Raw genomic sequence first — 14,928 nt, 5'->3', positions numbered from 1 at the left:
GCAAAGAACAGTTGCAAAGCTACCAGTCAATGCGAACTTTTTGTGACAGAATAAGGAAGTCAAGAGACGGAAGTGGACAAACATCCTAAAAATCCGTCCATGTTCTATACCCTATTCTGCTCTCTTAGCCCGCAACATCCTCCGCCGCTTTCAGCACACGCAGGAAATTTCCGCCCCAGAAGGCTGCTATCTCGCTTTCGTCATAGCCGCGGCGCATCAGTTCCTGTGTCAGGTGCACGCCCTGAGTGGCATTTTCCCATCCTTCAATGGCACCACCCCCATCAAAGTCGGACGAGATCCCGACATACGGCACACCAAGGCGCTTCACCACGTAATCAATGTGGTCTACAAAGTCCGCCACGTTAGCGGTTCGTTTCCCCTCATCCGGTTTAGGCTTGAGGAACGCTGGCATGGCCGTAATCTGAATCACCCCATTCCCGGCCTTCAGGGCGTCAAGCTGCTCATCATCCAGATTACGCGGATGGTCACATAATGTCCGGACACAGGAGTGGCTGGCAACAATAGGCGCGCGAGACGCAGCCACAGCCTGCAACATGCTTTTTTTAGAGGCATGAGAAACGTCCAGAACCAGACCAAGCCGGTTCATCTCCGCAATAGCGTCACGCCCCAGGGCAGAAAGCCCACCATAATTTTCCGGCTTGTCACCAAGGCTTGGGCGATGCACCGCTGCATCTGCCAGCACATTGTGCCCGTTATGGGTCAGGGTAACGTACCGCGCACCTTTAGCTCTAAACTGCGCCAGAAGAGCAAGGTCATCCCCCATGGCGTAACCATTTTCAACGGCCGGTATCACCGCCAGAACCCCATCAGCATGAGCTGTCAGAATTTCTTGCACGGTTGAACAGACACGCGCCGTCAGGCCATTCCGTGTGCCCTGCATCTGGTTAATAACATCCAGCATGGCAAGGCACTGGCTCTGGGCTTCGGCATGACCAGTATCTGTTGTCGGGCCTTGCCCGATATAAGCGACAAAACAGCCAGCAGACATGCCGCCCCGTTGCATTTTGGGCAGGTCAACGCGGCGCGCTGGCGTATCGTCAAACGCATCCTTCTGGTCCGGCCACGGAATATCAATATGGCTGTCCAGTGTTAACAGTTTGGTATGCAGCGCCTGCGCTGCGGCAGAAACCGGGAACTGGCTCTCCTGAGCCGATGAAGAATGCGTCATGCTGCAAAAATGGTCCTGTCTGCTGTCATTGCAAGAGGTTGCGCCCAAGACTTCCTCCCAATTCCTCCCTTATGGGCCGAATTTTACTTGCTCCGCAAACCGGGATGGGTAATGCCCTAGCTATGCGACTTGTAACGTGGAACATCAATTCCCTCCGCCTGCGTCTTCCCCACCTTGAAACGCTGGCCAGCACCCTCCGCCCGGACGTCATCTGCCTACAGGAAACCAAGGTCCCTGACCTTCTGTTTCCTGCTGAGGCCTTGCGTGCGCTCGGCTATGAGCACCTGCATTACAAAGGCATGAAAAGCTACAACGGCGTTGCCATTCTGTCGCGCTATCCCCTAACCCCACTGGACCGCCTGCCCGACTGGCACGGTAAAGAAGACTGCCGCCACATAGGCGCGGTGGTACACACACCGAGCGCGCCAGTCGAACTGCATGATTTTTATGTACCTGCGGGCGGCGATGAACCTGACGTAACCATTAACCCCAAATTTGCCCATAAACTGGCTTTTGTGGAGGAAGTTACAGAGTGGTTTAAAGACCGCAAACGCGAACGGACCATCTTGGTAGGAGACTTCAACATTGCGCCGCTGGAGCATGATGTGTGGAGCCATAAGCAACTTCTTAAAATTGTCAGCCACACGCCACCGGAAATTGAACGACTGACTGCCTGGCAGAATGTGGGCTTTGTAGATGCCATGCGCCATTTCGTGCCTGCTCATGAAAAACTTTATACATGGTGGTCTTACCGTAACCGGGACTGGAAAACATCCAACCGTGGCCGCAGGCTGGACCATGTATGGGTCACGCCAGATCTGGTGCCAAACCTCAGCACCATGACCGTACTGCGCGATGCACGAGACTGGACCTCCCCATCCGATCATGTGCCGGTGTCTGTCGACTTCTCTTTATAATCACGAGCCTGACGCGCTAGAGCCCTTACTTCAGGAAACTCCTGCACATAATTTTTCAGGCGTTTAAAAACGTTCATAAAAATTGTGACTAGAAAATAAGCCCCTCTCGTTCAGGGGCTTATTTCTTTTTTGTATCCATCATGGTCATTGTCTGTACTCGGCGCGCGGTGTCGGGGCCTGAGAACCAGGCTGCCTAACCGATACAGGCGAGAGTGAAGGGCTCACACTCCAACAAAGCATGCTCGCCCCTCTCTCACGCATAGAAGAATAGGGTTTCAAGGCAGCCCAAGCTGGGCTGCTGGCTTTACCCCAATCCCTTCCTTCGTCGCCCAGATCGGGTCAGTATCTATGCTGCCACAGTAACCCGACACTGCTACCGGGATCGTTTTCTGGCGTTGTAAAGCCTGTCACGTTGCCGCCGGTACCCACGGTTGTGTTCAGTTTCAACTGTTTGGTCAGATCAACCTGAACCTGTGCCTGCGTACCGGAACCAGATGTAGCCTGCTTTGCGCCTACATACACACCCTTCATCACATATTTTCCGGCTTCTACCGTGGTACCGCCATTCCCAACACCGGAACCACCACCCACAGCCAGACGATCCAGACCAAGTGTTTTGCGTATGGCCCCCATCGGGTCGAAAGACGTTGCGCCGGTCAAGGTGGCCAGAGCTGTACCCAGTTCCAACATTTGTGTGGAAGACAGTGAGTGCACATCTGTCCCGAACAGCAGCATGGCCAGCACTTGGTCCTGCGGTAATGACGGGTTAGATTCAAAGCTGATCTTAGGCTGGCTGGCATAGCCACCCACTTTCAGCATTGCCGTCTGGCCGTTCACAACACGGTCTGCCTCAAAGGCCAGTGTCGGGTCCAGCTTATGGTTTACGCCACTGCCATTAAATGCCACCCGGCCCTTGGTGAAGTTCAACGAAATACCGGCAAGGTCAAAGTTCCCACGCTTCAGGTCAAAACCGCCGCTGACCTGCGGTGCCTGCGCGGTACCATCCACAGTCAGGCGACCGGCCATCTCCGCGTCCAGCCCGTGGCCCCGCACATAGAACTCCCCTGGCGATGTCACTTTCAAATTCAAGCCAATAACCGCTGCCTGCGCATTTGCTTCAGCCTGCTGCTTGGGGTCAGGCACCTTATCTCCGGGCCGCACCACGTCCAGCCGCGCAACAGACGATGGCAGAGAGTTGGGAATATTTATCTCAACCCGTTTTAGGGTGACATCCCCGGCAACATCCATGCGGGTTTTAACCTGCCCTTTAACCGTGATGTCAGCATTCATAATTGCTGTCATCAGGTCACTGGCAACAGGGCGGGCCTTGTTTGCCGTCAGGTGTAAATCTATCGGCATACCGGGTGCCGTAAGGCCCACAGAGCCTGTAACCCCCATAGTGCCTTCGCCCGCTTTGGCTGTTAGGGTTTGCAACACAACAGTATCGCGCTCGCCCACAATCCGGCCATTAATGGCGGAGAGATGGAAGCCCTGCGCAAAGTCCTGAATGTCTGCATTATGAAGGTCAACGGTACCAGTCACACTCGGTGCGGCGGCTGTGCCCGCAATTTGTAGGGCAAGCTGTACCTGCCCCTCAGCCTGCCGCGCCTGTGCCCCCAGAACACCGTTTGCAATGGACAGATCCAGACTTCCATTGGCACGCAAACCGAGCGGGCCGGTGCTGGAAAGCGGAGCTTTGCCCGCCACAGTGAGGTTCAGCTTTGGTCCAGCGGAGGCTTTTACATCCACCGTGGCAGACGTCCCGGCCAGATTGGCCAAGGCATCCAGAGCAAGCGGAGGAATAGACGCAGCAGCCGAACTCCCTTGCAAACGCAAACCCCGGCCCGTCAACTTGGCCTGACCTGTTGGCTTATCCAGCGTACCCGCAACTTTTGCCTGTAGGCTCAGCGTACCCTGCGCCTTGAAGTCCGGCGCAAAAGGCCGCGCCAATGCTGGCGTTACATGCTGAATATCTGCCGTAACCGCCAAGGTGGGTTTGATACGGCCAGCCACATCCAGTGTCGCTGGTTCAGCGCCCTTGGTCGCCACTGTGGCACGTAGGCGGTCAACGCCCATGACATCCCCAAACGAAACCTGGGCAGGCGCAAGCAGCTTAAGAGTTTCTTCCCTGGCGGTAGCGGCGAGCTTCTGCACCTTTACCTGCTTTGCGGGCAGATTAAGCAACGCAGCCGTATCAAGAGACAACGGGCTACCAGACCAGGTTGCAGGGCCAACCAGCGCAGTAAGCTGCATGGCGTTATCTGGCCCCTTGGCGGTCACTTTCGCCTGCCCTGTTACGCCAGCGGCAGAAAGCCCCGCCAGCTTGAGTGTGAGGTCTGCATCCGGATGGGCGGCTGGATCAATCACACGGCCATTAAGCGCCAAAGACCCTATTTTGGCTTGTGGCGTGGTAACGTTGCCATCCAATTTCAGGGCAACCTGCGGTTTACCATTCACCTCTGTGGTGTGGACAGACGCAGCCAGTGCCCCTGCTATCTGCTGCCCTATCATATTTTTAAAATCAGCCAGCCTGCCAATTTTGAGGTTTAGGTCCCCAAACGGCACAACCTCACCCTGACGGAGGGACAAAGCGCCTGCGCCTTGCAGGCTATTCCACGACAGTTTTTTCAGATCAATCTGGCGCGCGCCTTTGTCATCCTGCGCAAAAGCTGCATTGAGCAAAAGAGGCGCTTTATCAACCGAGCCGTGAGCATCCAGCGTACCGGTAGGCGTTGAGGGTAAATGACTAAGTGCTGCATCCAGCACTATCGGCCCCTGAGGCATAGTTGCTGTGCCGGGATCACCTTTGACATGCAGGTTAGCTGCAAAGTCCTGCATGGGGCCAGTAGCGTCCAGCGCCACGGTCACGCCACCCCGCAAGCTAGGCAATGCCTTACGTAAGTCTGGCAAAGATAAGGTGGAAGACAATGCCATATCGTGGCCCGTATTCACCTGCCCCTGTGCTGCCAGATGCAGGGCCTGCCCATCCAGCACAAATTTCTTCAATTCAATCTGTTGCCCTTCTGCCTTAACTGGCGGCGGCGCGGGCTGCTGATTTTCTGTGCTTTTTTTGGCTTTATCAATCTTGTGGCCAGACTGCTCCGCCACTGGTGATGCAGGCTGCACAGGGGGTGCGGTGTGCGGGAAATAGGGGCGCAGGGTCGTCTCAAGCGCAAACGTCCCTTTTGGGCCAATCAGCCCGGCGGCCTGCGGCTGCCCCCCCGTAATGGCCAGCGTACCATCAGCGCTGACATGTGTGTCACCCTCGGTTTTTGCTGGCAGATCAAAGCGGGCGTTCATAGCCGCCTGCCCTTGCAGCGGAGTATTCGCAGCCTGCCCTAACGGCTTGAGATCCGGCAAAACAAGCGCAAGCGTTCCCCGCTGCGGGGCCGCACTTTGTATCTGGCCGCTCAGATGCAACAAGGGGTGTGAGACATCAAGAACCAGCGGTTTACCCGGCCCTTGGGGCTTCAAGGTTGCGTCAAGCGTCAGCGGCGCACTGGCAAGCAAAGTCGGCGCAGAGCCCGGTATACGTATGCCATCCGCCGTCACCAGCAGGTGTAACAGATCGTCCTGCCCAACGTGCCCGCTCTGGCCGGCAAAGGAGGCTTTAAGGCTACCCACTTCCGCACCACTAGCTGCCAGACGGTCAATCTGGAGGGTACCCGTACCATCAGGCGAAGCCATTTTACCTTTAAGCTGCGCCACCAGATGAATGGCACCCCACCCCATATCGGGCCGTAATGCCAGTTGCGGCGAATCAAGCTGGGCCTTCAATTTACCAAGGCGCTGATCTATCAGGTCCAGTACACCCTCGGCTTTGGCTGTTACCGGGCCTGCATTGGCAGCAAACCCCAGAGCGGCTGCATTGGTGGGGCCTTTGAGGTCAAGCGTCAGGCTAAGAGGGGTCAACTGAGGCATTTGCAGCTTGCTTGCGGCAAACCCGTTAGCGCCCTCTTTGGCTGTCAGGTGCAGAGCCAGCGTTTTTGTGCCTGTGCTGGTGGTCAGGTCAATCAGCCCTTCCTTATCCAGCCGCTTTACGCTCAGACCTATGTTGGATTTTGGCAGATGAGGTAGGGAAACCCCGTTCAAGACATCATCAATGGAAGACAGGCTTGCATGGCCTGACAGGGCAAAGCTTGCGGCCTCACCGGCCAGCGCAGGGCCAACCTGAATCCGGCCCACTTCCAACTTACGGATATCAATGCCCATTCCCAATTTGGAAGGAGCGGTAGACGGTGCAGTCGTGGCCTGAGTGTCATCCGCAACCGGGAGCCGTGGGATATCAAGCTCATCCGCTGTTACAGCATAGACTTTGGCTGTACGCCCCACCAAAGCCAGCGGGGACCAGTCGAGAGTCAGATTTTTAAGGCTGAGCCATACGCCCTGCTTGTCTTTAAGCGCTATTTCACCGACATGCAGATTGTCAGGAAAACGGCCGGAAAGACCGGTAATGCTTACGGTACCGCCTGTCAGGGCCGTTGTCTGCTGCATGAGCAAACGGCGTCCGGCACCTGTATTGGCCCCTACCAGAATAACACCCACGGCAATTCCGGCCACACCGGCCAGCACGCCAACCGTCAGGCCAGCTATCCGAAGTGTACGACGCAGAGCAGACCGCCGGGGTGCTCCGTTTGCCTCATCATGCGCCGCCATCAGAATGTTTCCCCAAGCCCGATATATAAATCCCACTTATCGCCACGGTCCGGCCGGTTAAGGGGTACGCCCACATCCAGCCGGATAGGGCCGATAGGCGTGTAGTAACGCACACCTCCGCCTACACCCACACGCAACGTGCCTGTGAAAGGAGAACTACTACTTCCCACCTGCCCGGCATCAATAAACCCGGCCATGCCAAAGCTTTTAAGAATACGCTGGCGGTATTCCACCGTACCTGCATCCAACGAGGTCCCGCCAATAGCATAACGGGTCTTGTTGTATTGCGGTCCTACACCCTGCCAGCGGAACCCGCGCACGGTGGCACTCCCACCCGCGTAAAGCCTCTGGTCTGGCGGAATATCATAGGTGCCAGCACCCTGAATGCTGCCTATTGTACCCCGAAACGCCAGAATACTCCGTCCCGGCTTGCTAATGCCAATATGTGTAAGGTCGAGATAAGCCGAGGCTGTAGCATTCAGAATAGTGAAGAAGGAAACCCCACTCCCTTTGTTCCCCAAGGAAACCGAAGGTGCTGCATTTATGCTGGCCCGCATGCCATGAGTTGCAGGTTCGATCGGGTTGCCAACGCCTGTATTGTCAAACGTAGCCCCAAGAGGTGCGGCAAGAATGGTGTAGTCGCGTGAGACACCAAACTGCTTGATATTTTCCTGCTCGGCCAACAAGCCATAATTTACATTCCAGTATCGGCCAATCTGGCGTGTCAGGCCCGCGCGGGCTAACAGCGCCGTCTGTTGGTAAGACCAGAACAACTGGCGCAGCCCCTCAAGCCGCACACTCAGGTTCTGCTTGCGGCTGTAAAAATCAGGTTTGAAAAAATCAGCATAGACGTCGTAGCCCAACCCCTGCTGGGCAGACCCGCCCAAACCCGTCACCAATGCGGCCAGCTTGAGTCTTTCTGCATTCCCGAACAGGTTGAAGTGCGTCCAGTTCACGCCGCCCCGAACGCCAAGGTCAGTTGAATAGCCTGCCTCAGCCCCTATGGCGTGGCGCTTGGCCTCCTTGAATGTAAAATCTAACGGCATGGTACCGTTTACGGCGTGTGTAGAGCCATCCTTGACCGCGACGTTTGAAAATACGCCAACCCCGGTCAGATCCTGCCGGGCCGCATCAATCTGGGACGGTTGATACAACTGCCCCTCCTTGATGGTCATGCGCCGCCGCACAAAGGATTCGTTCACCTTTTCCAAGCCAGCCACTGAAATCTGGCCGATGTTGAGCACGGGGCCGGGTGCAGCCTTGTAGGCAATATCCAAAGTGCGCGTCTGGGGGCGCAAATAGGCTTTAGGCGTCTCTACTGTGGCCAGAGCATGGCCGTCTTCCCGCAAGGCATCCAGCAAATGGCCACCTGCACCCAGTACTGTCTCCGCAATGGCGGGCATACCCGGCTTCAGGCCAAATGCTGTGCTCTGCTGTGCTGTCAGGTCAACGGGTGCACCAGTTTTCGGGTCACGCAGCGTCACGACCCCAACGTGATAAAGCGGCCCTTTTTCAACGCTCACATCCACAGCAATTTTTTCTTTTGCAGGGACCGAGTCTATCCAACCAGCAACATCGGCTGACTGGCCATCAATTTTAACCACGTCCTTCCCCGCCCCTATCCGGTGCAAGGTAATGGTTACTGTGCCTTCGTAATAGCCACAGCTTTCCAAGGCTGTGCGCAGCCGGTCGTAATCGTTGCGGATACGCCCAGATAACGCAAAGGGCCCAACGGCATGGGTTGCCTGAAGATTCAGCAAATCTGAAGAAGCCTTTATGGCGGCATCCAGATCACCCTGTCCGGTAGGTTTAAGCTGAGTCACATAGGGCTGTGGATCTGCTGCCCATGCACATCCTGCACTTGCCACACTGCACAACGAAAACCCCGCGATGACGCGATTCGCTGTCAGGGCAAAACCGTGCAGAACATTCCACCCCTTTATGCGCACCCTTGTTTTCCCACCCACACCGTCACTGTTTTTTTGTCCTTTTACGAAACCACAAACCCGACTGTCTGAACATTTTTTGCACACACACCATGACAAAATTACGGTGTTACAGCCTGTATTGCCACATAAAACGGCCTTTTTCGCTCCTGTGTTTCGTTATAGACACAACACCAAGCAAGATTGTCCAGCCGCACAACTTCGCGTTATGAAAGCACATGGCTTTCTTCTTCCATAACCTCATGACGCCCTGCCACATTCTGGCAGGGGCCAACACATGACCCGCCGTCGCGTTGCTACGCCACGCTTGCCCATAGAGCCGATAGGACCAGAGAAGCTTTCTCCCCTCCCTCGCTGGGTAGAAAAACTATGCACCTTATCCGCCCAAGCCCGTGGGGCCTTGCGGTTGGGTGGGGTTGTTTTCTGGGTTCCCCTTTCTGTCGGGTTTGAGGCGTGCCTGCTGGCCGTTCCCGGCACTGCAAAAATCCGCTGGACGCGCGTGATCTGGGGTATTCTCTGTAAACTGTTGGGCCTGCGTATTCGGGTTGTGGGAGAGCGCGCCGGCACGGTTGGCGGTCTCAAGGCCCGTAAACGCGGCGAACGCCCGGTTATTTATATTTCCAACCACTCCTCATGGGTGGATGTGCTCATACTCGGCACTATTCTGCCGTCAGTCTTTGTTGCCAAAGGCGATATCGAAAAATGGCCCGTCATGGGCCTGATCTCGAAAATTGGGCGTACGATTTTTGTAAGCCGCCAGCGCAGCACGACTGGGCGTGAGCGTGATGAAATGATTCGCCGCATGGTGGAAGGCGATAACCTTGTCCTGTTCCCTGAAGGCACATCCTCGGATGGCTCACGGGTGCTGCCTTTCATGTCTGCCTTTTTTGCCATCGCCAAACTCCCCAAACTCAAGGAGGGGATGGACCTCTCACTCCTCCCAATCTCCTACGAACCCGGCATGACGCCGCTTATCCAGCCCATTTCTGTTGTATTTGACCGGCTGGAAGGTTTGCCAGTCCATCGCCTGCGCCGCTCTGTCTTTGCATGGTATGGCGACATGGACCTTGGCCCGCATCTTTGGCAAATCGTGCAGTGGAAAGAACTCCGCGCCTCCGTCATCCTGCACGAACCGCTCGACCCGGACCTGTTTCCTAGCCGCAAGGCTCTGGCACAAGCCGCTTGGAACGCTGTTGCTCAGGGTGCTGCGGAACTCCGCCAGAACCGGGACGCAGCACCAGCCCCCGGCAGGTATGACCCGGCGGAACTTCCCCATACTAAAGTACGCGGCATCGCAAAGCTGCTGGACACAGTAGGCGCAACACTCACCGCGTGCAGAAAGAGGCTGTAATATCAGCTTTCTCTTCAATCATGCCCCTTGGGTCTGAGGCCTGCCAGAGCGTTTCCCAGACCCCACGGTCAGGACATAATCTTGCGGCGTATAAGAAAAGAAGCTTGACCTCAGGCGCTGTCCGCCTGATTCCCTGCTCCTGCCGCACGGAATGGGCCTGCGGTCTGCCGGAGCGTCTGCTGTCATGACTGAAACCACCGCACCTTCTTCCGCCCGCCGTGGCCTACATGTCATTACATGGGGCTGCCAGATGAATGTTTATGACAGCGCCCGCATGAGCGATGTGCTGCGCCCGCTTGGCTACCAGCCTGTTGAGCTGCCCGATGCTGCGGACATGATCATTCTCAACACCTGTCACATCCGCGATAAAGCCGCTGAAAAGGTGTTTTCTGAACTCGGCCGTCTGCGCCTTATTAAGGAAGCCCGCAAAGCAGAAGGCCAGCAGACCATTATTGCTGTTGCTGGCTGTGTTGCTCAGGCAGAAGGGCAGGAAATCCTGACCCGTGCCCCGTATGTTGATATCGTGCTTGGCCCACAAACCTACCACCGCCTGCCAGAAATGGTGGCCCGCGCTGCACGTGCTGGTGGTGCCGTGATTGATACAGACTTTCCAGCAGAGCAGAAATTTGACTTCCTGCCCGAAGCAGCCGCCCCGCAGACCAAGGGCAACTACACCTCCTTCCTGACCATTCAGGAAGGGTGCGACAAATTTTGCTCCTTCTGTGTCGTGCCTTATACCCGCGGCGCTGAAAGCAGCCGTCCAGTGACCTCTGTTTTGGCGGAAGCCCGCCGCATGGCAGAAAGCGGCGTGCAGGACATCACCCTGCTTGGCCAGAACGTCAACGCCTATCACGGTGAAGCGCCAGACGGTACTGTCTGGGGGCTCGCGCAACTGGCATACGAATTGGCCAAAATTCCGGGCCTGTCCCGTATCCGGTACAGCACATCCCACCCACGGGATATGGATGACGCACTCATTAACGCGCACCGTGACCTGCCAGAGCTCATGCCGTTCCTGCATCTGCCCGTCCAGTCCGGCTCTGACCGTATCCTTGCTGCCATGAACCGTGGGCACACGGCAGACCAATACCGTGACATTGTGCTTAAACTCCGCGCCGTCCGCCCGGACCTCGCTTTGTCGTCAGACTTCATTGTCGGTCACCCCGGCGAAACGGATGAGGATTTTGAAGCCACCATGCAACTGGTGCGTGATGTCAAATTCGCGCTGGCATATTCCTTCAAATATTCCCAGCGGCCCGGCACCCCGGCAGCAGGTGCTCCGCTTCAGGTACCTGAAGATGTAAAAGACGCCCGGCTGCAAGCCCTGCAAGCACTTTTACGCCAGCAGCAGGATGAATTTAACGCAACACTTGTTGGCAAAACCATTCCTGTGCTCTTTACTGGAGAAGGCCGCAAACCGGGGCAGATTGTCGGCCGTTCACCATGGCTCCAGCCTATTCATGTTCAGGGGCCACATTCTCTTATTGGGCAGACATTTTCCGTCAAAGTTACCGAGCGTCTCACCAACTCTTTGTCTGGTGAGCTGGTAGAGGAGACCGAATACGCTTGACCACCACACGCCAGCCTTCTTCCGCCCGCCACGCTGCTCCGGCCATGTCCGAGCAGGTGGCTCCGGTCACGTTACTTTTTGAAGATAACGCCCTGCTTGCCAAACTGGTGGGGGACCATGACCGCCACCTGAGGCATTTGGAAGAAGGGCTGAATGTAACGGTTGCCCGCCGCGGCAACCGCATTGCCATTACCGGGCCAGCACCCCAGACCGCTATAGCCCGTACCACATTGACCTCACTGTACAAAAAATTGGCCGCAGGCGGCACCATGGATGTGAGCGCTCTTGAAGCCACCATCCGCATGACCACGCTTCACGCAAGCATAAGGCAACCTGACATGCGCTCTTCTCCGTCTACAGATGCAGCCGTTCCCGCCTTCCTGCCCGAGGGGGCCATGCCCACCCTAAAAATGCGTCATGGCGCCATTGAGCCCCGCTCAGCCGGTCAGGCTGGCTACATGAAGGCCCTTGCCAGCAAGGAACTGGTTTTTGGTATTGGCCCAGCCGGTACCGGCAAAACCTATCTGGCGGTGGCGCAGGCCGTGGCCATGCTTCAGGCTGGTTCTGTTGATCGTATCATCCTCTCCCGCCCTGCTGTGGAAGCGGGCGAGCGGCTGGGCTTTCTGCCCGGTGATATGAAAGACAAGATCGACCCTTATCTCCGCCCTCTCTACGATGCCCTGCACGACATGCTGCCCGGCGATCAGGTGATGCGGCGCATGGCCGCTGGAGATATTGAGGTAGCGCCCCTCGCCTTCATGCGTGGGCGTACCCTCTCCCACGCCTTTGTTATTTTGGATGAGGCACAGAACACCACCATCGCGCAGATGAAGATGTTCCTAACCCGGCTTGGCCCCGGCTCCCGCATGGTTGTTACCGGAGACCTCACACAGGTTGACCTGCCACCGGGCATAACATCCGGCCTGCGCGATGCTATTGATACGCTGGCCGATGTACGCGGCGTGACCATAACCCGTTTTGAAGCCGCAGATGTTGTGCGCCACAGGCTGGTCGCGCGCATTGTTGAGGCGTATGATGCAAAGGCGACGGCAAACAGGGAAGTGTCCCATACAAGGCGCCGTCAGGAGAACAATGGAACCGCCAAGTAGTAGCAGCCACGCTCAGGATCTGGACGTGGCTCATTGGGAAAGCCCCGGTTTTCCGGGTAATTTTCCCCAATCCGCTTTTGAGACCGCGCCCGAGATTCTTGTAGAAGACCGGCGCTGGCGCTCTTATGTCACAGGGGTAGAAACCGCAGTGCGGCGTGCATTGGCCGCCTGCGCGGGCGTAGGCCTACAACCGGGCAGTGTTGTTCTGTCCTGTGACCGTGTGGTCAAACGCCTGAATGGCGCTCATCGCGGCAAGCACAAACCAACCAATGTGCTGACCTTTGAACCTCCGCCCGGTTTCCCGGGAGGGGATATCATTCTTGCTTTTGAGACGGTGCTCCGTGAAGCACACAAGGCAGGGCGCCCGGTGCGTAACCACCTGATGCATCTTGTTATTCACGGTAGCCTGCATCTTGCAGGGTACGATCACCACCACGCGGGGGAAGCCCGAGAAATGGAAATGCTGGAATCCCGCCTTTTGTCCCGGCTAGGCGTTCCTAATCCGTGGAAACCCCGCTCATGAGTGACTTTGACCCACAGCAGGATGCACAGCAACCTCAGCGCAACAGCCTGTTCTCTTTCTTCGGCCGCAAGAAGAACGCGCCCGGCCTCCGCAGTTCCATTGCAGCGCTCGTGCAGCAGGCTGCTGATGAATCGGAAGAAGACACGGCGGATGGTGAAAAGCCAGAACTAGACCGGCAGGAGCGTGCGCTCATTGCCAATATTCTGCGGCTGCGCAACATCTCTGCGGATGATGTCATGGTCCCGCGGCCAGATATCGTGGCTATGTCCGTCTCCATCAGTTTGGATGACGCTCTGGCCATGATGCGGCGGGAAAACCATTCCCGTATGCCCGTCTATCGTGAGCAGCTCGATGATATTGTCGGGATGATCCACGTAAAGGACCTTATTGCCTATGTTGGCACCAGTGAGGCCTTCAATCTGGAAGCTCTGCTGCGTCAACCGCTGATGGTTGCGCCGCAAATTCCGGTGCTGGACCTTATGCTGCAAATGCGCCAGCGCCAGACACATATGGCGCTCGTGATTGATGAATACGGTGGCATTGATGGTCTGGTCACGATTGAAGACTTGATCGAGACCATTGTCGGGGACATTTCAGACGAACATGACGAACCGGCTGTCACCATGATTATGGAACGGCCAGATGGTTCTTTTGACGTGGATGCCCGGTGCCCGGTTGAAGAATTTGAACACCGCGTTGGCCCGATTCTGACCTCATCAGAAAAAGAGGCGGAAATTGAGACCATCGGCGGCCTTGTCTTCCGGATGGCGGGGCATGTTCCAACCCGTGGTGAAGTTCTCAACCACGAAAACGGGTATGTGTTCAGGGTGCTGGATGCCGATGCACGGCATATCCGCCGGGTACGGCTGCGCAAGCTGCCAAACGCGCCGGAAGCGCCCGCCAACACTGGGCAAAATACAGAGCAAACCTAACTACAGGTTGACGGCAGCCTAAAACTGCCGTCATGCCTATACACCAGAACCATTAAAGCTTTCTTTTCACGGAGCAGGACTTCCATGGCTTTTTCCCGCCGCTCACTTCTCGCCACAGCTGGCACGGGCCTTCTTCTTGGGGCAACGGGCAGCTTTGCACAGGCCCAGAGCGCTGGCACCACTCCTGCAACAGACAGCCGCTTTGCCCCCCGCGTGTTGGGCAACCCAAACGCCAAACTGGTGGTGGAAGAATGGTTCTCCCTCACCTGCATTCACTGCGCCCATTTTGCTGAAAACACGTTCCCACAGGTCAAGAAAAACCTGATTGATACCGGCAAAATCCGCTACGTCTTCCACGACTTCCCAACCGATCAGCTCGCTATTCTGGCCTCCATGGTTGCACGGACCCTGCCAGTTGACCGCTATGAAGCCTTCGCACTTTCCCTGCTCTCAAGCCTTGACCGCTGGGCTTATGTGCGGGAGTCCAGCCCGGTTGAAGCCCTGAAGAAAATGGCCGCCTTTGCTGGTATGCCCGGTGATACCTTTGATAAAACGATTGCTGACCAGCAGCTTATGCAGTTCATCCTGAACCAGCAGACAGACGCCCAGAACAAATATCATTTCGACTCAACCCCCACCTTCCGCTTCAACGACAAGGTGCAGGTCTCAAACGACATGTCTTACGATGAATTCGTAAAACATCTGTCTGAAGCCAGCTAACCCCCCATACGCATG

At 56.5% G+C, this 14,928-nt stretch carries 10 protein-coding genes; 7 read left to right on the top strand and 3 right to left on the bottom strand.

Annotated features, from left to right (window positions below; translation table 11 throughout):
• Nucleotides 1-124: 124 nt before the first annotated feature.
• Nucleotides 125-1,189 carry a dipeptidase gene (locus ACTIDN_RS04685; RefSeq protein WP_441376157.1) on the bottom strand — a complete coding sequence of 355 codons (1,065 nt, stop codon included), beginning with the start codon at nucleotides 1,187-1,189 and terminating at the stop codon, nucleotides 125-127.
• 122 nt (nucleotides 1,190-1,311) lie between these two features.
• Here ACTIDN_RS04685 and ACTIDN_RS04680 point away from each other — a divergent pair, with 122 nt between their 5' ends.
• Complete coding sequence (locus tag ACTIDN_RS04680; RefSeq protein WP_441376156.1) at nucleotides 1,312-2,106, top strand: exodeoxyribonuclease III; 795 nt, start codon at nucleotides 1,312-1,314, stop codon at nucleotides 2,104-2,106.
• 339 nt (nucleotides 2,107-2,445) lie between these two features.
• Here the strand turns inward: ACTIDN_RS04680 and ACTIDN_RS04675 are convergent, their stop codons facing one another.
• Both ACTIDN_RS04675 and ACTIDN_RS04670 read right to left on the bottom strand, forming a co-directional pair.
• Entirely contained in the window at nucleotides 2,446-6,762 is a 4,317-nt protein-coding gene (locus tag ACTIDN_RS04675) for a translocation/assembly module TamB domain-containing protein (RefSeq protein WP_441376155.1), read from the bottom strand.
• Nucleotides 6,762-8,711 (bottom strand): autotransporter assembly complex protein TamA, encoded by a 1,950-nt coding sequence (locus ACTIDN_RS04670; RefSeq protein ID WP_441376154.1) that lies wholly within the window; start codon nucleotides 8,709-8,711, stop codon nucleotides 6,762-6,764. Before ACTIDN_RS04670 ends, ACTIDN_RS04675 begins: the two co-directional genes overlap by 1 nt.
• A gap of 274 nt (nucleotides 8,712-8,985) precedes the next feature.
• Between ACTIDN_RS04670 and ACTIDN_RS04665 the strand changes: the two genes are divergently transcribed.
• The 6 genes from ACTIDN_RS04665 (at nucleotide 8,986) to ACTIDN_RS04640 (ending at nucleotide 14,913) form a co-directional block, all read left to right on the top strand.
• Nucleotides 8,986-10,059 (top strand): lysophospholipid acyltransferase family protein, encoded by a 1,074-nt coding sequence (locus ACTIDN_RS04665; protein WP_441376153.1) that lies wholly within the window; start codon nucleotides 8,986-8,988, stop codon nucleotides 10,057-10,059.
• Between the two features lie 151 nt (nucleotides 10,060-10,210).
• A complete protein-coding gene (gene miaB, locus ACTIDN_RS04660) occupies nucleotides 10,211-11,629 on the top strand; it encodes a tRNA (N6-isopentenyl adenosine(37)-C2)-methylthiotransferase MiaB (protein WP_441376152.1) in 1,419 nt (472 codons plus the stop codon).
• A gap of 44 nt (nucleotides 11,630-11,673) precedes the next feature.
• Nucleotides 11,674-12,738, top strand: a complete 1,065-nt coding sequence (locus tag ACTIDN_RS04655) for a PhoH family protein (RefSeq protein ID WP_048839430.1) — start codon at nucleotides 11,674-11,676, stop codon at nucleotides 12,736-12,738.
• Nucleotides 12,722-13,261: an rRNA maturation RNase YbeY gene (ybeY, locus tag ACTIDN_RS04650; RefSeq protein WP_441376151.1), complete on the top strand. Its 540-nt coding sequence runs from the start codon at nucleotides 12,722-12,724 to the stop codon at nucleotides 13,259-13,261. The genes ACTIDN_RS04655 and ybeY overlap by 17 nt, the downstream gene beginning before the upstream one ends.
• Nucleotides 13,258-14,193 (top strand): hemolysin family protein, encoded by a 936-nt coding sequence (locus tag ACTIDN_RS04645; RefSeq protein WP_415507482.1) that lies wholly within the window; start codon nucleotides 13,258-13,260, stop codon nucleotides 14,191-14,193. Before ybeY ends, ACTIDN_RS04645 begins: the two co-directional genes overlap by 4 nt.
• Nucleotides 14,194-14,277: 84 nt before the next feature.
• The gene (locus ACTIDN_RS04640) at nucleotides 14,278-14,913 is read left to right on the top strand and encodes a thioredoxin domain-containing protein (RefSeq protein ID WP_415507483.1); all 636 of its coding nucleotides are present in this window, start codon (nucleotides 14,278-14,280) and stop codon (nucleotides 14,911-14,913) included.
• The last annotated feature ends 15 nt before the right edge of the window (nucleotides 14,914-14,928 follow it).

Source organism: Acetobacter sp. (assembly GCF_052102375.1).
Taxonomy (GTDB): Bacteria; Pseudomonadota; Alphaproteobacteria; order Acetobacterales; family Acetobacteraceae; genus Acetobacter.
This window is presented reverse-complemented; position numbering and strand designations above follow the sequence as displayed.